Annotated in this window: 17 protein-coding genes and 1 pseudogene; 13 read left to right on the forward strand and 5 right to left on the reverse strand. The window is 61.4% G+C overall.

The annotated features are described in order from the left end of the window. Window positions 1–184, reverse strand: a pseudogene (locus NKH16_RS24965) (SOS response-associated peptidase); the annotation flags it as partial. 521 nt (window positions 185–705) lie between these two features. Here NKH16_RS24965 and NKH16_RS24970 point away from each other — a divergent pair. Continuing rightward, on the forward strand, window positions 706–1,368 hold the full coding sequence (locus NKH16_RS24970) for a nucleotidyltransferase domain-containing protein (RefSeq protein ID WP_352745286.1): 663 nt from the start codon (window positions 706–708) through the stop codon (window positions 1,366–1,368). After that, complete coding sequence (locus tag NKH16_RS24975; protein WP_352745288.1) at window positions 1,365–1,781, forward strand: hypothetical protein; 417 nt, start codon at window positions 1,365–1,367, stop codon at window positions 1,779–1,781. Before NKH16_RS24970 ends, NKH16_RS24975 begins: the two co-directional genes overlap by 4 nt. 58 nt (window positions 1,782–1,839) lie before the next feature. On the opposite strand, the gene NKH16_RS24980 is transcribed toward NKH16_RS24975, so the two are convergent. Both NKH16_RS24980 and NKH16_RS24985 read right to left on the reverse strand, forming a co-directional pair. After that, window positions 1,840–2,025 (reverse strand): FCD domain-containing protein, encoded by a 186-nt coding sequence (locus NKH16_RS24980; protein ID WP_352745290.1) that lies wholly within the window; start codon window positions 2,023–2,025, stop codon window positions 1,840–1,842. A 981-nt stretch (window positions 2,026–3,006) separates the two neighbouring features. Then, a complete protein-coding gene (locus tag NKH16_RS24985; protein ID WP_352452181.1) occupies window positions 3,007–3,318 on the reverse strand; it encodes a hypothetical protein in 312 nt (103 codons plus the stop codon). A gap of 442 nt (window positions 3,319–3,760) precedes the next feature. Here NKH16_RS24985 and panB point away from each other — a divergent pair, with 442 nt between their 5' ends. Both panB and panC read left to right on the forward strand, forming a co-directional pair. Beyond that, window positions 3,761–4,597: a 3-methyl-2-oxobutanoate hydroxymethyltransferase gene (gene panB, locus NKH16_RS24990; protein WP_352902394.1), complete on the forward strand. Its 837-nt coding sequence runs from the start codon at window positions 3,761–3,763 to the stop codon at window positions 4,595–4,597. Then, window positions 4,594–5,562: a pantoate--beta-alanine ligase gene (panC, locus tag NKH16_RS24995; RefSeq protein WP_352452183.1), complete on the forward strand. Its 969-nt coding sequence runs from the start codon at window positions 4,594–4,596 to the stop codon at window positions 5,560–5,562. Before panB ends, panC begins: the two co-directional genes overlap by 4 nt. A gap of 140 nt (window positions 5,563–5,702) precedes the next feature. Here the strand turns inward: panC and NKH16_RS25000 are convergent, their stop codons facing one another. Next, window positions 5,703–6,383, reverse strand: coding sequence for a GntR family transcriptional regulator (locus tag NKH16_RS25000; protein WP_352452184.1), 681 nt, complete (start codon window positions 6,381–6,383; stop codon window positions 5,703–5,705). 240 nt (window positions 6,384–6,623) lie between these two features. Here NKH16_RS25000 and NKH16_RS25005 point away from each other — a divergent pair, with 240 nt between their 5' ends. The 7 genes from NKH16_RS25005 (at window position 6,624) to NKH16_RS25035 (ending at window position 15,083) form a co-directional block, all read left to right on the forward strand. Beyond that, window positions 6,624–7,751 carry a sugar ABC transporter substrate-binding protein gene (locus NKH16_RS25005; RefSeq protein WP_352452185.1) on the forward strand — a complete coding sequence of 376 codons (1,128 nt, stop codon included), beginning with the start codon at window positions 6,624–6,626 and terminating at the stop codon, window positions 7,749–7,751. Between the two features lie 72 nt (window positions 7,752–7,823). Beyond that, window positions 7,824–9,362: a sugar ABC transporter ATP-binding protein gene (locus NKH16_RS25010; protein ID WP_502904511.1), complete on the forward strand. Its 1,539-nt coding sequence runs from the start codon at window positions 7,824–7,826 to the stop codon at window positions 9,360–9,362. Next, window positions 9,359–11,431, forward strand: a complete 2,073-nt coding sequence (locus NKH16_RS25015) for an ABC transporter permease (RefSeq protein WP_352902397.1) — start codon at window positions 9,359–9,361, stop codon at window positions 11,429–11,431. Before NKH16_RS25010 ends, NKH16_RS25015 begins: the two co-directional genes overlap by 4 nt. A 13-nt stretch (window positions 11,432–11,444) precedes the next feature. Next, window positions 11,445–12,251, forward strand: a complete 807-nt coding sequence (locus tag NKH16_RS25020) for an SDR family oxidoreductase (RefSeq protein ID WP_352452187.1) — start codon at window positions 11,445–11,447, stop codon at window positions 12,249–12,251. Between the two features lie 10 nt (window positions 12,252–12,261). After that, window positions 12,262–13,209 (forward strand): 3-hydroxyacyl-CoA dehydrogenase, encoded by a 948-nt coding sequence (locus NKH16_RS25025; protein WP_352452188.1) that lies wholly within the window; start codon window positions 12,262–12,264, stop codon window positions 13,207–13,209. Continuing rightward, complete coding sequence (gene kce, locus NKH16_RS25030) at window positions 13,206–14,168, forward strand: 3,5-dioxohexanoate:acetyl-CoA acetone transferase (RefSeq protein ID WP_352452189.1); 963 nt, start codon at window positions 13,206–13,208, stop codon at window positions 14,166–14,168. Before NKH16_RS25025 ends, kce begins: the two co-directional genes overlap by 4 nt. 36 nt (window positions 14,169–14,204) lie before the next feature. Continuing rightward, on the forward strand, window positions 14,205–15,083 hold the full coding sequence (locus NKH16_RS25035; RefSeq protein WP_352452190.1) for an SMP-30/gluconolactonase/LRE family protein: 879 nt from the start codon (window positions 14,205–14,207) through the stop codon (window positions 15,081–15,083). 542 nt (window positions 15,084–15,625) lie between these two features. Here the strand turns inward: NKH16_RS25035 and NKH16_RS25045 are convergent. Continuing rightward, window positions 15,626–15,778: a hypothetical protein gene (locus tag NKH16_RS25045; protein ID WP_352837609.1), complete on the reverse strand. Its 153-nt coding sequence runs from the start codon at window positions 15,776–15,778 to the stop codon at window positions 15,626–15,628. Window positions 15,779–16,188: 410 nt separating this feature from the next. Between NKH16_RS25045 and NKH16_RS25050 the strand changes: the two genes are divergently transcribed. Together NKH16_RS25050 and NKH16_RS25055 are read left to right on the forward strand one after the other, a co-directional pair. Further along, on the forward strand, window positions 16,189–17,622 hold the full coding sequence (locus NKH16_RS25050) for a LuxR C-terminal-related transcriptional regulator (RefSeq protein WP_352902402.1): 1,434 nt from the start codon (window positions 16,189–16,191) through the stop codon (window positions 17,620–17,622). 409 nt (window positions 17,623–18,031) lie between these two features. After that, a complete protein-coding gene (locus tag NKH16_RS25055) occupies window positions 18,032–18,970 on the forward strand; it encodes an ABC transporter substrate-binding protein (RefSeq protein ID WP_352902404.1) in 939 nt (312 codons plus the stop codon). Window positions 18,971–18,974: the final 4 nt, after the last annotated feature.

Below are 18,974 nucleotides of genomic sequence, written 5' to 3' on the forward strand. Positions count from 1 at the left end.
TCGGCATGCCCCACAGCAGATTGGCCAGTTCGCGTTCGCCGTCCAGCGCATTGCGCACCACCGGGCCTGGCTGGTTGGGATAGATATCGATGGCGGGTTCGAGATTGCCGAGGATGTCGCGCAAGGCGCGGGTCCACTGGCGGATGGCCTCCTGGCTGGTCGTGATGTTGTAGAGATTGCACATGGCTTGGAATGTGCCCCAATCGCTGCCGTGTCGCAACGTCGACAGGGCAATAGGCACGGCCTCCATTCCCCTGAAATGGACTAGCAGAAGTTTAGCAAGGCCTGCTTTGGCAAAGCTCACACTCGCTGCGGGCAACTACCGTATGTGCAAGGTCGGCCGCTGCGAATCGACAAACACACCCTGGACGAGCTGAACCCGCTCCGCTGGTTCAGCGCGCAGATGGGGTGCGCTTGCGAGGCGCGGCACAGAATTATCGCGCATTACAGATGCGCGATAATTCAGGCCTGCGGTCAGATGTCTGGGAATTTCGCGCATCTTAGATGCGCGATATTCTTGCGTAGGGATCAAGCCCGGCTTTCGCCGTCGCTCGAGACGATCAACATCGCCCGGATATATTCGTGACAGTGGCGCAGCAACCGCCAAGACTCAGATAACAGGACATTTGTTTAGAAAACGAAACATCAGATTTGATATCCGGCAATCGATGTGCTATGGCTGCGAGAGCAGAAGGAACTTACGCGATGGCACGCTCGACCGCTCAAAGCGCTTTGCGCTATCCACTCACCATTATGCTCGGCACCGACGCAAGCGTAAGATTGCTCCGGGAATTATCCCGGCACGGCGGCTTGCTTTCTTCGCCATTGCTTGCGGCTCGTAGTGGGCTTGCGAGGGCAAGCGTATGGTCTGCTCTCGCAACCTTGGAGGGGATTGGCATCGTATCTTCAGAGGGAACGGGCAGGGCTCGTCTTTATCGGTTGAATGATCGCCATCCACTGGCGACATCACTGGAAGCCCTCTTTGAGCAGGAGGCGCTTCGGTATTCCAACATTCGCGCTGTAGTCACTGAGGCGGTTTCCGCAGTTCGGCCGAACGTACTCGCAGCCTGGATTTACGGCAGCGTGGCGAGGGGCGAGGACCGTCCAGACAGCGATCTCGACATCGCAGTGGTTACGCCATCCGAAAAGCTAGAAAGCGCGCTCCAAGAAATCCGTGAGGCACTGGTGACCCAAGGTCAAAAGCTTGGCTTCAATCCCTCGGTCGTGGGACTCACTCCGCAGGATGTGGCAAGGCTGTCGAGCACGCGAGACCCGTGGTGGGGCGGGGTTGAAGCTAATGCCCTGCTCGTCTTGGGTCCACGCCCGGACGAACTCGCAACAAAAACTCGCCAGAAGGCGTTGGCATGATCAGAAGAGGTGCGACGAAAGCAGTCGAGACAGGCTTTGGCGAGGGGCGACTGCGCATCGCCCGCTCATATTTGAAGGCTGCCCGTTTGGAGGTGGCAATGTCTGAAACGGGTGACATCGGAAATCCGGCTATGTCGCAGATCGTAAATGCGGCAATAGCATACGCCGATGCGCTCACTGCCCGATTTGCAGGAAAGATCAACCGCGCGGATCATGCGGCCGTGGTGAAAACCATGCGCGATGCGCTTGGAAATCGCCTTCCTGCAGCGCAGGCCAGCAGGTTGCGGAGCATCCTCGATGAGAAGGACGAAGCTCAATACGGAATCAGGGCAAAATCACTACCCGAAGCCGAGAGCTTGCTCGTCAAGTTGGAAAAATTCGCGGAGTGGGCGGAAAAAGAACTGGAAGTCTGATCAGCAATGGAGGCGGCATGTCGCTTATGGCGACCTGAATGTTACTTCAGCAGTTTGATCAGCACTGTGAAAGCCGCGTCGATGTCGGCGCGAACCGCGCGCGGACCGCTTCCGTATTGCGGTCTCGCAGCGCTGCAAACATCTGCTGATGGTGCTGGTTGGCGGTCGAATAGTTTCCAGAATCGTGCAGCATGTTGAAATAGGAGCTGATCTGCAGCCACAGGTTCTCGATGATGTTGAGCATGTTTTCCGAGCCAGCGGCTCGATAGATGAGAAATGAAAGGCGTAGTTAGCCCTGAGGTAGGATCCGGAGTGGAACAGCGGGTTTTGACGAAGGTTGGGCACCAGCAAAAAACGTAGGTGAAGCATGGCTGCTCATCAGGAAAGCAATGATCGCACTGAGCGTACGGCACGGGAGGCAAAAACGGCCAGACTACGGGAACAGCGGCTGAAGACTGGGACTGCTATGCAAGAGCGGAATGATGAGGGCGCAAAACGACCGTCAGCACAGCGACGCCGCAACCGGTGACGCCTATCTTGTTGGCAGTTAGGGCCTCGTTAGCTCCCGGGCCTGCTCGGGGGACAAGGCCGAATGGGTCAAGCCCGACCTTGTCGGTCGGGTGAAATTTTGCTGCTCAATTTCCTCGATGAGACCTGACTGCCTTTAGCAGTTCGCGCTCGTCCGTGTGAGCATTTCGAAAAGTCGCCACTACCGTTTCCGCCAGGATTTTGCCCTGTTGGCTTAAAGGGTCGAGGTCTTCGTCTGCGCAAATCCGATCGAAAACGCGCTGGCAAATAGCCAAATCATGAGGACTAAGGCAGGTGCGATTGGTACGCTGGCGCTGCGGCATGTGCGAACCCTCAGAGCCCGCTGCCCGTGCAGAGCAGCGGGCCTTTACAGCCAGACTGGAGAACGGAGGAGAGTTCAGTCTCGCGCAAAAAAACGTTTGATGTAGAGTGCTTGTTCCCGGCTAACGAAGTTGGTAATTTTCGTACAGTGCGCCACCTGGGGTCCCGCAAGCAGTTAGCCGTTCAACTGTTTCAATGATAGCCGTGGCAAGCGCCTCATCCTCATGCATGGGCTCTTGGCCATAAGAGCAGGAAGACAGCCTCCTCGATCGGCAGCACGCCGGCCGGCAGGTCTCCTCGATGCCACGCGCACCAGAGCAAGGGCGGCCAGACCTAGCGGACTTGTCTTCGGCATCGATGGTTTGATCTGCGTTCGCTAATCCGCCTCATCTGTGAGCGACATCTTTTTGCGGCGGACAGGCGTCCAGTCGGTGATCGTATCGGCATCCACGGTGATTAGCCCGCCAGCTTTCACGGTCACCCTTCGATTTTCCTCGTCGACCCGCGTGACCTCGCCAGTGAGCTGGAGCTCGTCACCTGGTTTGGCCTTTTTAGGAGCAGGGATCGAATGCGGAAAACCATAGGAGGGGATGCTGACGCTAGCTCTTCCGTCGTCCAGGAGCTTCAGCACCGTCACGGTGATCGCCACCTCATCGCCGATATTGATGTCCGCAATTTCCCAAGCCATGCCCATGATTCTGGAGCGGCTTTGACGATAGTCAAGGGATTGCTAATATGCGGAAAATGCCAACGCCGCCAGCGTGCACCTTGTTTCGGAACCGATTCGAACCAGCGATATTGATTCAAATGGTAGTGTCTGGAGTGCGGGCGCATGCTTCCGTCACAACGCATTTCGGATAGGCTTGCAACCAAGGTCGCTTCTGGCGTGAACCGCCGTGCGGCAGTTAAACGGTTCGAGTTGAAAACGACCGGAGCCCGATTGCTCAGCCGATCAGCAACACGGTTGTGGCGCACCGAAGCAGAGGAACGCTGGCCCTCTGTATTTGCTTTGCCGAGAGCCTGCTTCGCGACGCACAAACTTTTCTGATGCAGTGCGGTTTTGGCCTTCGCACCTGCACAGAACTATGCAAAACCGTCACCGCTGGAACTTGACCCGAGGGAATGTGCCCATGAGTGTGGCGGTTGAGACAAAGGCGCTGACGCCGTCGGACATTGCGGCCCGAAAGCACAAGAAGCCGATTGTCTGCTTAACAGCGTATACAACGCCCGTTGCGCGCCTCGCCGATAGGCATTGCGACGTGGTCCTGGTCGGCGACAGCGTCGGCATGGTGCTTCACGGCCTGACGTCAACCCTCGGGGTTACGCTGGAGATGATGATCATGCACGGCAAGGCCGTGCGCCGCGGTCTTAAACGAGCGCTGATGGTCGTCGACATGCCGTTCGGCTCCTATGAGGAGGGCTGCGAACAGGCCTTTCGCAACGCCGCCCGGCTGATGGCGGAGACCGGATGCGCCGCGGTCAAGCTGGAGGGCGGCGAGAGCATGGCTGACACGATCCGCTTTCTCGTTGCCCGCGGCATCCCCGTCATGAGCCATGTCGGGCTGACACCGCAAGCGATCAATGTGCTTGGCGGCTACAAGGTCCAGGGCAGGGGCAGAGACGGCGACAGGATTTTGCGGGACGCTGTTGCTGTTGCCGAATCCGGCTCATTCTCCGTTGTGCTGGAAAAAGTGGCCGAGCCGCTCGCACGAAGAATAACCGAGGAGGTTACGATTCCAACCATCGGGATCGGCGCCTCCGCCGCCTGCGACGGCCAGGTTCTGGTCGTCGACGATATTCTGGGCATGTTCACCGGTTTTCGTCCGAAATTCGTCAAGCGCTATGCCGAACTGGGCTCAGAGGCCGAAGCTGCCATTGCGGCTTACGCGGCTGATGTGCGGGGAGGGCGCTTTCCGGCGGCCGAACATCTCTTCGCCGACGCGCCGCAGGCCGGAGAAACCGCGTGAGCGTGCCGATCGTCCGCACCATTGCCGAGCTTCGTACCGTTGTGGCGGGATGGCGCCGTTCTGGTGCCAATATCGCCGTGGTGCCTACGATGGGAGCCTTGCACGAAGGGCATTCGAGTCTCGTGCGTTCTGCGCTTCAAAAGGCCGATCGCGTGATCGTGACGCTGTTCGTCAATCCCAAGCAGTTCAACAGTGCGGCGGATCTTGCCGCCTATCCCCGCATGGAAAATGAAGACGCTGCAAAGCTTACGCTGCTGGGCGCCCACCTGCTTTATGTTCCGGATGCGACTGAGATGTATCCTGACGGCTTCGCCACGACCGTGTCCGTGTCCGGCGTCAGTGAAAGCCTGTGCGGTGCGTTCCGGCCCGGCCATTTCGATGGGGTGGCGACCGTCGTTGCAAAACTCTTCCTGCAGACCGGCGCTGATTTCGCCTTTTTCGGAGAGAAGGATTTCCAGCAGCTTCAACTTATCAGGCGCATGGTCCGGGACCTGGATATTCCGATCACCGTCGTCCCCTGTCCGACAGTCCGGGAAGCCGATGGTCTCGCTTTGTCATCGCGCAATGTCCGGCTCTCGCCGGCAGAGCGCGCCGTCGCCCCAAGGCTAGCATCGGTCCTACTCGATACGGCGTCGGGGCTCTCGAACGGCTCTCCCGTCCTGCCAACGCTTGCCGAAGCGCGCGCAGCGATCCTGTCCGCAGGCTATCGCGAGGTCGAGTACCTGGAACTCCGTGGCGAGGCAGATCTGCAACCGATAGCAAGCCTGGATCGGCCGGCACGCCTGTTTGCAGCGGCCTGGCTCGGCGAAACGCGGCTCATTGATAACGTCAGAACACTGCCGTCTCCCCTTCTCGTTGACAAGCCGCCGCCATCAATCGGGCATGCCTTCACCCGTGCCGACGGTCACACCGCAACGCCAGCATTAAAGGATGAGCTTGTAGGCTCTGGCAAGCGCTACCCCTGACCAACTCCGCCCTGTGAGCGCTGGATCGTCCCCTCTGGATGAATCACCGCAGCAGGGCGCCGGAAATGCCCGCTGATGCTCGGCGGTTCGGTTGGTGGTGAGCATCACCGTCCTGCTATGTCGGGCTTGGCGACCTCACCCTATTTCAGCAGTTTGATCAGGACAGTGAAAGCCGCGTCGATGTCAGCGCGAACCGCAGCCCGGACCGCCTCCGCGTTGCGGTCTCGCAGCGCTGCAAACATCTGCTGATGGTGCTGGTTCGCGGTCGAATAGTTTCCGGAATCGTGCAGCATGTTGAAATAGGGACTGATCTGCAGCCACAGGTTCTCGATGATGTTGAGCATGTTTTCCGAGCCTGCGGCTCGATAGATGGAGAAATGGAAGGCGTAGTTGGCCCTGAGGTAGGATTTGACGTCGCCGGCGGCATTGGCCTGTTCGAGTGCGTCCAGATGCTGGCGCAGCAGCGCCACGCTGGCATCGTCCATTCGCTCGGCCGCCCATGCGGCGGCGATCGCCTCGATCTCAAACCTGACGTTCCTGAGATCGATGAGTCGCGCGCGGCTTAATGCCGGGATACCGATTGACCGGCCCGAAACCACCATCAATGCGTTGGCGGCGCTCAGACGCCGCAGTGCCTCGCGAACCGGCATCGGGCTGACGCCGAAAGCGTCGGCAAGGCTCTGCACCGTCACCATTTCACCTGGAACGATACTGCCGTCGAGGATCAACTCGGTGACGTGCCGGTAAACCCTGTCCTGCAGGGTTTCCCTGGAAAGCGGCGTGATCTCGACGCCCGGCTTCCTGAATGCCGCCCCAGCCATCTCTGCCTACCTTTCCCCATACGGCGACATACGGCGACGCTCTTGTCCTACCCGGCGCCTGTGCCCGGAATGCAAGGTTCGGATTGCCGCGTCAAGCGCCGGCCTATCCGGGTTTTACTTATTAGCTTTTCATCATTGATCTTTGATCAAATCATGATACGGTCAGCTGCATCGAATGACAAGGAGCACGTTTCGCGCCCTTGGGAGGCATTTGGTCGTCTGAACTGGGAGGAGTTTTGAATGGGTATCGGATCGAAAGCCCGGCGGCTTGCGCTGCTTGCCGGCATGGCTGTTTGCGTTCTTGGTACGTCCGCCGCCGAAGCGGCCGGAAAGCACAAGATATTTCTCAGCATGAGCTTCATCGGCAATGATTGGCAGGCCGAGGCCGCCAACATGGTCAAGGCGATGGCGTCGCACAAGAGCATGGCCGACAAGGTGGACCTCCAGGTCCAGGTTGCGGGGCCGAACGCACAGCGCCAGATCCAGCAGATCAATGCGATGGTGCAGACAGGTGCCGAAGCCATCGTGATCTTCCCGATCTCGCCGACCGCGCTCAACCAGGTGGTGAAGAACGCCTGCGACAAGGGCGTGAAGGTGTTTGCCTACGATGCCGAGATCACGGAGCCCTGCGCCTACAACGTCCATATCGACCAGGAAGAGGCTGGCCGCGTAACGGCGGAGTGGCTGGTCAAGAAGCTCAATGGCAAGGGCAACATCATCGCGGTGACCGGCGTTCCCGGCACCTCGGTCGATGATCTGCGCACCAAGGCGGCGAAGGAGGTGTTTGCCAAGCATCCCGACATCAAGATCGTCGGCGAGGCTGTCGGCATGTGGAGCCAGGCGGTGGCCCGTACCGAACTTTCCAAGATATTGGCGACGCGCAGTTGGGACGACATCAACGGGCTGTGGATGCAGGTCGGCTGCTTCACCGCCAATTCCATGCAGCTCGAGGCCGGCAAAAAGGTCAGCGAACTCCTGCCTTGCGCCGGCGAGGGTTCCAATGGCGGGCGTATCCAGATGCTGCCGGAGGGCACGGAGGTCGAGGGCGCGACCTCTCCCTATGCGCCGCTCGGCGCGCCGCGCATTTCCTACGCGTCGCCGCCTTATTCCGGTGCGCTGGCCCTCAAGCTTGCGGTCGAGGCGCTTGACGGCAAGGAGGTTGCCAAGAAGACGATCCTGCCACTGCCGGTCGTCACCAACGAGACGATAAAGCTTTGTGACGAAGGCACCTGGGCGGAGATGAAGGCTGGTTGCAACGCGTTCAAACCGTCGCTGGTCTCGAACCCAGGCTGGTTCGCCTCGATCTTCTCCGATCAGACACCGGAAATCGGTCTCGCGGCCGCCCTTGTAGGCCAGCCCGAGGAGTAGGCCCTCCCGAAGTGGGTGTGGGGTGCTTGCGAGGCGCTCGACGCACCTTTCATGCAGGCCGGGACTGGGATCATGATGTCAGCGCATTCGACAGCTGTCGGCATAGAGGGCGTCCGCAAGGCGTTTGGCGCAACAGTCGCCCTCGATGACGTTTCCTTCGAGATCGCTTCGGGCAGCGCGCATGCCTTGCTTGGCGAGAACGGTGCGGGCAAGTCCACGCTCGTCAAGCTGCTGTCGGGACTGGTGCGGCCCGACGAAGGGCAAATCACCGTTCTTGGTGAACCGGCGCCACTCGGTTCGCCGCGCGCCGCGCACGCCAAAGGCGTGCAGACAGCCTTCCAGGAAATGACGCTGGTGCGCGATCTCAGCGTTCTCGACAACATGCTGCTGCCCTACGCGCCTGTCGGCCCGATCGGCCTGATCAAGCGGTCGGCCGCGCGCAAGGCGGTGCGCCAGCACATTTCAGATCTCGGCTTTTCGGTCGATCTTGATGCCGAGGTCGCGACCCTCGATCTCGCCGTCCGCCAGAAGATCGAGATCGCGCGCGCGCTCTATCGCAAGCCGCGCATCCTCCTGCTCGACGAACCGACCTCGACGCTGTCGGGCGGCGATGTCAAATGGCTGGGCGGCATCATCGCGCGACTTAAGGCCGCCGGCACAACGGTCGTGTTCATCACCCATCGCATGCGCGAGGTGCGGGCCTTCTGCGATATGCTGACCATTCTCAGAAACGGCCGTCATATCGTGACGGCGCCGGTTGCCGACGTCCCGGATGGAGAAGTGATCGAGAAGATCATCGGTCGCAGCATCGCCCAGACCTTTCCGCCGAAACCCGAAAGCGAGGCCGTCTTCGGTCCTCCGGTGCTCGGCGTGCGCGATCTCAAGGCCGGGAGGAAGCTCGACGGCGTCGGTTTCGACCTGCGCAAGGGCGAGATCCTCGGCATTGCCGGGCTTCAGGGCATGGGCCAGCTCGACCTGTTCCTCGCCTGCTTCGGCATGGCCGAGATCGAGCGCGGCCATGTCCTGGTCGACGGCCGCATGGTTTGGCTTGGATCGCCCGCCGATGCGCTCAAGCCCAACATGGCGATCGGGCTGGTACCCGAGGACCGCAAGACCGAAGGCCTGTTCCTGAAACTCTCGGGCCGGCAGAACGTATCGCTGCCGGTCGTCGCGCGTTTTACCCGATTTGGCCTGATCAGCAGGCACGAGGAGGCGCGGGCCGTACAGTCCGCCTTCTCGACGGTCGAGGTCGACCACCGCGCCATGTGGACGAGGGCGGGGGCGTTTTCGGGCGGTAACCAGCAGAAGATCGCCATCGCCAAATGGCTGGTCGCCGAGAGCCGCATTCTGCTGCTCTTCGACCCAACCCGCGGCATCGACGTCGGCACCAAGCACGAGCTCTATGTGATGATGCGCGACTATGTGGCGGCCGGCGGCTCGATCCTTCTGCATTCAACCGAAATTCCCGAGCTGGTCCATCAATGCGACCGAGTGCTCGTCCTCTATGACGGTCGCCTGGTGGCGGAGCTTGCCGGCAACCACATCACGGAAGGCGCGATCATGCGACCAGCGCTGGGCCACGGCGACTTGGTCCGGGAGGCGGCGGAATGAGCGTGACGAGTTTGCCCGCCGCGGCACCGGCCGCGACTTTGACGCGGCTTCTCGCGCGGCACAGCGGCGCGATCATAGCGGCGATCGTCTTTGCGGTGCTCCTGCTTATCGTCGATCTGGTCAGTGCCGGGCGGCTCACCTATTTCGACATTTCGTTTCTCTCCAGCGGCGGCGCCACCTCGGCACTGGCGGCGATCGGCCAGACCGTGGTCATCCTGTCCGGCGGTTTCGACCTGTCCGCCGGCGCGGTGATCTCGCTGGTCAATGTCGTCCTGGCAAAAGGCATGGATCCGATGGCGACCGGCACCAGTGTCGCGCTGTGGACCTTGGCCGGAATTGGTGTCGGCATGCTGATCGGCGCCTTCAACGGCTTCTTCATCGCCGTCCTGCGCATGCAGCCAATCGTCGTCACGCTGTCGACCATGTTCATCCTGCAGGGGGTAACGCTGCTGGTCATGGACAAGCCGGGCGGCTTCGTCTCTCCCGATCTTGGCGCCTTCTATCTCGGTGACGCCATCGCCGGCTGGATACCGATGCCGCTGGTGGTTATTGGCATCGTCCTGCTCGGCTGGTTCTGGCTCAAAGGCACACGCTTCGGGACGGCGCTTTATGCCGTCGGCAGCGATCCGGATGCGGCCGCTTCGGTCGGCGTGCGCGTCGTTCTCGTGCGCTTCCTGGTCTATGTCATAGCCGGCGGCTGCTACGGGCTCGCCGGCGTCTTCATTAGCGCCCAGACCGGCAGCGGCGATCCGCTCGTCGGCAACCCGTTGTTGCTGTCGATGTTTGCGGCGGTTGTTGTCGGCGGTACAAGGCTGGGCGGCGGTCAAGGCGGGCCGGTTGGCACCGTCTTCGGCGCCTACATACTGATGATGGTCGTCAACATCCTGCTCGTACTCAACGTCTCGGCCTATTATTCGACGATCGCCGAGGGCACGATCCTGATCCTTGCCGTGCTTGCCGGCTCGCTGTCGCATGGCTCCGTGCTCGCCCGCCAACTGCGTGCGCTACGGGCGCGGTTGGGCGCATGGCGCGCCGGAATGCTGCCCTCGCAGATCGATCGCACCGACCGGCGGCTGAGGATCGCGCGTGGCAGCACCGACGACCAGCAGGCGCCGCTGCCGGCCTTCCATATCCGCAATGCCGAGACGCTGCGTTATGCGCTGCCGGCCTATGTCTGCCTGGCCGTCGTCGTGATCGTCACCCAGATCTGGCTCGGACGCGCCATCCTCAACGTCACATACTGGAACTCGCTGTTCGTGCTGTCGAGCTTCCTCGCCGTCCTGGCGCTTGGGCAAGGCAGCGTAATCCTCACCGGCGGGCTCGACCTGTCGGTGCCGTGGACGATCGGACTCTCGGGCATCCTGCTTGCCGGCATGGTCAACGGCTCGGATGGTGCACTTGCCTATGCGCTGCCGGCGGTGCTGCTCACCGCTTGCCTGATCGGACTTGCCAACGGCATCGGTATCGTCGTCCTCGGCATTTCGCCGATCGTGATGACGCTGGCCACCAACGGCATTCTGCAAGGCGTCGCGCTGCTTTACTCGCAGGGTACGCCGGCCGGCTTCTCCTCGCCGATGCTGCGCTGGTTCATGACCGGGAAGGTATTCGTTGTGACGCCGGTGGTGCTGTTCATGATCGCCTTCGTCGTCTTTGCCGTGCTGCTGCTCGGCCGCACCGCTTTCGGCCGCCGGGTTTATGGCATCGGCAACAGCCTGCGCGCGGCCCAGCTCTCCGGCATCGCGGTCGGGCGCACGCTCATCCTCGTCTATGTGCTGTCGGCGGTCTGCGCGGGGCTCGTCGGCATCATGCTGACCGGCTTTTCCGGCCAGGCCAGCCTCGGCATGGGTGACGACTATCTGCTGCCCTCCATCGCCGTCGTCGTGGTCGGCGGTGCGCTAATCACCGGCGGGCGCGGCCATTATCTTGGCATGCTAGGCGGGGTGCTGCTCCTGACCGCGTTGCAGATGCTGCTCGCCGGCACGACGCTGCCTTACGCGACGCGGGCGATCCTGTTCGGGCTGGTGGTGCTCGGTGCCGTCATGGCGCTGCGCGAAAGGCGGATTCAGTGAAAGGAATGGAATAATGAGCTCAAGCGCACCGGCATCGGCGGACGAATTCCTGACCGGGCTCAAAGGCCAGCGCGTGCTGGTGACGGCGGGTGCCGGCGGCATCGGCTTTGCCATTGCAGAGACGCTGTCGAGGCGCGGCGCGCGTGTCGTGATCTGCGATATTTCCGACGAGGCGCTGGCCGCCGCTCCAGAGAGGCTCACACTCGCCGCCGCAGTCAAAGCGGACGTTTCGCGCGACGACGATGTCGACCAGCTGTTCGAGACCGTCAAGGAGAAGCTCGGCGGGCTCGACGCCCTGATCAACAATGCCGGCATTGCCGGGCCGACCGGTGGCGTCGATGAGATCGATCCGGCAGACTGGCGGCGCTGCATAGATATCTGCCTGACCGGCCAGTTCCTGTGCGCGCGGCGTGCCGTGCCGCTGATCAAGGCGGCGGGCGGGGGCTCGATCGTCTCAATGTCTTCCGCCGCCGGCCGCCATGGCTACGCGTTCCGCACGCCGTATTCGGCTGCCAAGTTCGGCGTTGTCGGCCTGACCCAGAGTCTTGCCAAGGAACTCGGACCGCATGGGATCAGGGTCAACGCCATCTTGCCCGGCATCATCGAAGGGCCGCGCATCGACAAGGTCATTGCCGACCGGGCAAAGCAGCTCGGCGTTTCAAACGAGGAGATGACGCAGCGCTATCTGCAAAACATCTCGCTGCGCCGCATGACCAGCCCATACGATGTTGCCGCGATGGTCGCCTTCCTGCTTTCCGATGCGGGCGTCAATATTTCCGGCCAGTCGCTCGGCGTCGACGGCAACGTTGAGACACTCTGAGGGGGAGATCATGGCGAAGGTAGCAATTGTCGGAAGCGGCTTCATCGGGCGAGCGTGGGCGATCAGCTTCGCTCGTGCAGGCCATGATGTGCGCATGTGGGACCAGGCGCCGGCCGCGGCCAGCGGTGCGCGCGACTATATCGCTGGCGTGCTCGGCGACCTTGCCGCCAACGATTTGCTGCGGGGACAGGCGGTCGATGCCGTGCTTGGCCGCATCACCATTGTGGCGGAGCTTGGCGACGCCTTGGCCGATGCCGTCCACGTCCAGGAGAACACGCCGGAAAACCTCCAGGTGAAGCGGGAAGTGTTCTCCCGGATCGACGCCCTTGCCGGTCCGCAGGCGGTGATCGCCAGTTCCACCTCGGCGCTGTTGCCGTCGAAATTCACCGATCATCTTGAGGGGCGCCATCGCTGCCTCGTCGTGCACCCGATCAATCCGCCCTATCTCATCCCGGCGGCGGAAGTCGTGCCTGCGCCATGGACCTCCGCCGAAACGGTGGAAAGGACCCGCGCCTTTCTTGTCGAGGCGGGCCACGCGCCGCTGGTGATGAAGCGCGAGCTCGACGGCTTCATCATGAACCGCCTGCAAGGCGCGCTGCTGGAGGAGGCGTTCCGGCTCGTCGCCGACGGCTATGCCAGCGTCGAGGACGTCGACACGGGCCTGCGCGACGGGCTGGCGCTGCGCTGGTCGTTCATGGGTCCGTTCGAGACGATCGACCTCAATGCACCGGGTGGTGTGCGCGACTATGTCGAGCGCTACCAGACGATCTATTCCAACATCTTCCCGCAGATGCTGCGGCGCGTCGACTGGGCCGGCGAGGTCATGGAGACCGTCGAGGCCGAGCGCCGCAAGCGGCTGCCGCGAGAAGAACTCGGCGAACGGCAGGTCTGGCGCGACCGCCGGCTGATGGCACTGGCGGCGCACAAGAAAAAGTCGGATCAGGAGTTTGGACGATGACGCAAACAAGCCGCAAGCCCGGCGCCCAGCAACCCAGCGGGAAGGTCATCATCACCTGCGCGGTGACGGGGGCGATCCACACGCCGACCATGTCGCCCTATCTGCCGATCACGCCGGACCAGATCGCCCGCGAGGCGATCGCGGCGGCGGAGGCTGGTGCGGCGATCCTGCATCTGCATGCCCGCGACCCCGAGACCGGCAAGCCCGACCAGACGCCGGAGGCGTTCGCGCGTTTCCTGCCGCGCGTCAAGCAAGGCACCAATGCCGCCATCAACATCACCACCGGCGGCAGTCCCTACATGAAGGTCGAGGAGCGTGTGCGCCCCGCCGCCCAGTTCAAGCCGGAAGTCGCCTCGCTCAACATGGGCTCGATCAATTTCGGGCTCTATCACCTCGTAGACAAATACGAAACGTTCAAGTTCGACTGGGAAAGACCGCACCTGGAAGCGACACGTGATCTGGTCTTCCGCAACTCGTTCAAGGACATCGAATATATACTGGCGACCTGCTACGACAACGGCACGCGCTTCGAGTTCGAGTGCTACGACATCGCCCATCTCTATAACCTCTCCCATTTCGCCGATCGCGGGCTGGTGAAGCCGCCGTTCTTCGTGCAGTCGGTTTTCGGCCTTCTCGGCGGCATCGGCACCCATCCGGAAGACGTCGCCCATATGAAGCGCACCGCCGACCGGCTGTTCGGCGAGCAGTTCCGCTGGTCGGTGCTGGGTGCGGGCGCCAGCCAGTTGCGCATCGCCGCGCAATCGGCAGCGCTTGGCGGCAACATCCGCGTCGGGCTTGAAGACAGTCTGTGGGCCGGAAAGGGCAAGCTTGCCAAGTCAAATGCCGAGCAGGTGGTGCTTGCCCGCAAGATCATCGAAGGCCTCGGCATGGAAGTGGCAACGCCCGATGAGGCCCGCGAAATCCTGTCATTGAAAGGCGGCGACCAGGTCGCGTTTTGACCTTTGCCGCAGAGCGCCGAAACAGAGGAGGACGGCATGAAGATCGAAGTCGTGGTGGACGTGAAGACCACGCTGGGCGAGGGACCGCTGTGGGACGTTGAACAGGAGCGCCTCTACTGGATCGACAGTTTCGACGGGCGTGTGTTTCGGGCGACCGCCGACGGCCGCGAGATCCGTTGCTGGGACGTGCCGATGAAGATCGGTTCGATGGCATTGCGCAAGGACGGCGGTGGCGCGGTGGTATCGCTGCAGCGCGGTTTCCATCTGCTTGATTTCGCCACCGGCGAGGTGACGCCGATTCACGATCCGGAGCCGGACAGGCCGATGAACCGGCTCAATGACGGCAAGGTCGATCGGCGCGGCCGCTTCTTCGCCGGCTCAATGGACACGATGGAAGAGGGACCCTCCGGCGGGCTCTACCGGCTCGATCCGGATTTCTCCGTTACCAGAATAGATTCCGGTATCATCTGCTCGAACGGTCCGTGCTGGAGCCCGGACGACCGCACCTTCTATTTCGCCGACACCTGGACCGGCGAGATCTGGGCCTACGACTATAATATCGAAACAGGTGCCGCCGACAACCGGCGCACCTTCACCCGCGTCGATACCAGCCGGGGAGGGGCGGCTGACGGCTCGACCGTGGATGCGGAAGGATTCCTGTGGAACGCGCTGGTCTATGACGGCAGGCTGGTGCGTTACGCGCCCGACGGCAGCGTTGATCGCATCATCGACATGCCCGTCAAGAAGATCACCAGCGTCATGTTCGGCGGGCCGAAGCTCGACACCCTGTACGTCACTTCGATGGCCAAGCCGCCGCTGCCGCGCTTTCCAAGCGACGGTGTCTTGCGCGGCAGCCTTTTTGCCATCACCGGCCTGGGTGCAACGGGAGTTCCGGAGCCAAGATTTGCCGCATAAATCGGTGCTTAATGGCGATCATCCTCCCCGCCTCTTGGTGCCACCCCAACCTCCCGCCGCAGGGCAACCGGCGCTGGAAGCTCGTGCAGTGCGGTTCTGGCCTGGGGTCGTGTCAGGAACTAAGAGCACGATGGCGGCAGCACGGCAGGCGCTGCGCGAGCCATCACCAGTCCCGTGTTGAGGGCATGTGGGTTTCCGCCATCAACCGCTTCGTCATCGACCACAAGCTGCAGTCATAGCCCTTCGTCTGGACCGACGATCCCGACAAAATCATCACGGCCGCCGCACGCAGGCACCAGGTGCTGCAGTCGATCCATAGCATTGGCTATAGCAGTGTGGCGGTCTGCGAGTATCCACTCTCCGGCAAGCAAGCCTGGAAAGCCCGTATATTCCGGAATAAAGGAGTCTCGCCGATGAGCACCACCGTCACCGCCGCCGCCGTCTCGAAAAATGGGGCCACCGAGCCGAAACGACCAGACTAGGAAGCCAATTGACCACAATACTTGCCTGATATGCTGCCCCGGTTGCGCGCTCCAGAACGGTCACTCGTCGAGCCAGTATTGGCGGGAACAGCCGAACTGGCGCGAGGCGACAGATTGGCGCTTGGCGACAAATGCCATTGCGGAGAGACTCCGGAGCGAGTTGTTCGCTTTCGCACCAGGCACGATCGTGTAACCCTGATCGACCAGTTGCAATTTCAGCTCCCTAAGATGCCGTTTAAAGCCGTTCTCGATTTGGCTCCGAGGGTAGCGCCATCCGTTCCTGCACGCTCGGATGAGGACGTCGGAATACAATTCGGCACTGACGGCTCTCGTGGCATCTTCGGAAATCAGCTTGCCACCAGATTGCCTGCCTTCGGACAAGCATGGTCCAGCCGACAAAGGCAGCACCAGCATTGCGGCAAAGATAGATGACTTTGTCATGGATACCTCCTGTTACAGAATGGATCGGGGTCTGCGACCTGACGAAACCCTATCGACAGGAAAGCCTAGAATTGCTGGCGGTCGGATGGGATCGTTCAAATGCAGTGTTTTCGAGATCGCATCTGTAGTATTTTGCCGTGCGGGGTCGACCACAACTCGTAGCGGATCGGAGACCTGAAGCGATGCTTCGCGCCGTGAGCAATCCTCTGACCAGTCTGTCGGACCGGGAGCGGGTGGTCGCTGCAAAATTTGCCCAGGGGATGACCTATCGTGAAATCGGCGAGACGCTCTTCATAGCGCCGACTACCGTGCGGACCCATCTGTCGGCCATCTATCGGAAACTCGATATTCGCAACAAAGTGGCGCTTGCAAGCTTGCTTGCCGACCAACACGAGCAAGACACGGGCCAGGCACCATCCGGTGACCTTTCGGTAGAGGGCTCAGGGCCAACAGTCGTTGCGGTTCTCCCTTTCGACAATCTGAGTGCGGACGAACCATGGAACCGCCTGGCCGATGGCTTGTCGGCAGTCGATCTGGCTCGCTACCCCGATCTTGCGGTCATCGCCCGCCAGACCATGCTCTCGTACAAGGGACGGCGCGATGACGTGCGATCCATCGGGCGGGAACTGAATGCGGATTATCTACTTGAGGGGACCTTGCAGGCGGCAGCGCAGCAGCTGCGGATCTGCGTCCAACTCGTCGACGCGCGCACTGGAGTCGATTTGTGGACGGTCCGCTATGATCGATCAGCGGAAGATCTGTTTGCGATGCAGGACATGGTCACCGAAAACGTCGTCAATGTCCTTGCTAGCTGTTGCGGCAAGCTCGCAAAACTTCGACGTGATGTCGTCCGTCGAAAACACCCCGCCAGCCTTCGTGCCTATGACTACTATCTGCTCGGCGTCGAGCAGCACAATTTTTACACGCACGCTTCGAATGCGGAAGCGGTGCGGCTTCTGACGCGTGCCATCGAGCTGGACCCGGGCCTTGCCAGAGCCTGGACTGTCTTGGGGCTGGCGCATGCCGTCGCCGCCATCAATGCGTTTACCAATAAACCTTCCGTCGCAAAGGAGCGCTGGAAACTGTGCCTCGAACGAGCTTTGGCGCTCGACGCGGGTGATACCCATGCGCGCATATGTCTAGCCGAGCTGCGGGCCTTGCAGGGCGATCTCGATGCGACAGCAAGAGAACATGATCTTGCCTTGGCGGCCGCCCCGCACGATGCCGATACCCTCGCCTTGCTTGCCGGAGGAAAGGCATTCGTGACAGGCGACCCGCAGGAAGGATATGAATTGGCGAACCGCGCGATCCGTCTCAATCCACATGTTTCCTGGTACTATAGCATGCTGGGCCGGTCGAGCTTCGTTGTAGGTCTCCACAGGGAGTGCCTGACCGCGTTCAGCCAAGCTCCGCCGGACTCGCCTGCAACGCTGCTGTTCCAGGCCATGGCGCACGCCATGCTCGGCGAAACACCTCAGGCAATAAAAATTGCCAACCGGTTGGCGAGAGAATTTCCAGACATTTCGGCCGAAGGATTTATCGGCTCCTATCCAGTCACCAATCCTCCCGCAATTGCCGCGATCCGGGAGGGCGCCCGCCGCGCGGGGCTGGCCTAGCTTCAATTGAGATACCATTGTGGAGCCCTCGGCACGACCCTGTTGATTGCCTGTGTGTCGTAGACGCTCTCGGCTACGCGCAGGCGCAGAATCCGCTCACCATCATTGCACCAGTGTCTGGTCAGACTGTTGATGGGACGCTCTCCTTTTCCGGGACGGCTTCCGTCAACAGCATTCCGCTAAACTGTCGTAAGCGCGTACCGGAAAGAGCTGGAAGCGCACGGCCAGGTCGATCGATTGCAGAGCGCATCGGATGCGGACCGCGTCCTCCATCTACGACCGCACAAGATTGTCAACAATCTGTAAAAGTTTTGTTGACAGATAATAGATTTGAGCCCTCACTCACAAAACTCCGCGTATCGGTCGAGTTCTGTCGCAACAATGCGCGGCCTCCAAAGGGGAAAGAACAATGATCAATAGACGTTCAATAATCACATACGCCACGCTCAGCGCAGTCTCTGCGCTGGCAATCATGGCCGGCGGCACAATCACGGTGCACGCCGCCAACAAGGAACTCAAGATCGGCTTTGTCGGCGTGACGAGTGGCGCGGCCGCTGCGTGGGGCACATCCAACGTCCGCTCGATGCAGACGCGCGCCGCCTGGATCAACGAAACCGGCGGTGTGAAGATTGGTGACGAGACCTATGACATCAAAATCGTCACCTTCGACGATCAGAAGGACCCGAAGCGGGCGATCGCCGGCATGGAGAAGATGGCCCAGGAGGGCATCCACTATGTCGTCGGTCCGAATGTCGACGACGGCGCGGCGGCGGTGCGTCCCGTGGCAGAATCCAAGGGCATCATCTATTTTCCCTACGCATTCCCGAAGGAACTCTACACCCCGCCGGCGTCCAACGCCGTGCTCGGCATGATCGCCAACTACCAGTCAGCTCCGGCGATCTACAAATATCTCATGGAAAACAGGGGCGTGAGAAAAGTTGCCTTTGTCGCCGCCAACGAATCCGATCCGCTGAGCCAGCGGGATGGCGGTGTTGCCGCGGCAAAGGCGCTCGGGCTTGAGGTTGTGGCTGCCACGGATGTCTACCAAAACGATACCCGCGATTTCACGCCGGTACTGACGCCGATCGTGTTGCAAAAACCGGACCTGCTGGTGCTTTCGGGTGTCGCGCCCGGCAATGCGCCGCTGCTGATCCGCGCCGCGCGCGAGCTCGGCTACGAAGGTCTGATCTCCACCGAAACGGCGCAGGATGCCAAGGTGCTGGAAGAGGGCGCGGGCGAGTTGGCCAACGGCTTCATCTCAGTCGGCGCCGATGGTGGTCACGGAATACCGCGACGGCAAGTTCGAGACGCTCTTCGTCGCTCAAGTCGATTGACGCAACTGCACTGAAGCG

Origin of the sequence: Mesorhizobium sp. M1307 (assembly GCF_040318155.1) — a bacterium.
Lineage (GTDB): Bacteria > Pseudomonadota > Alphaproteobacteria > Rhizobiales > Rhizobiaceae > Mesorhizobium.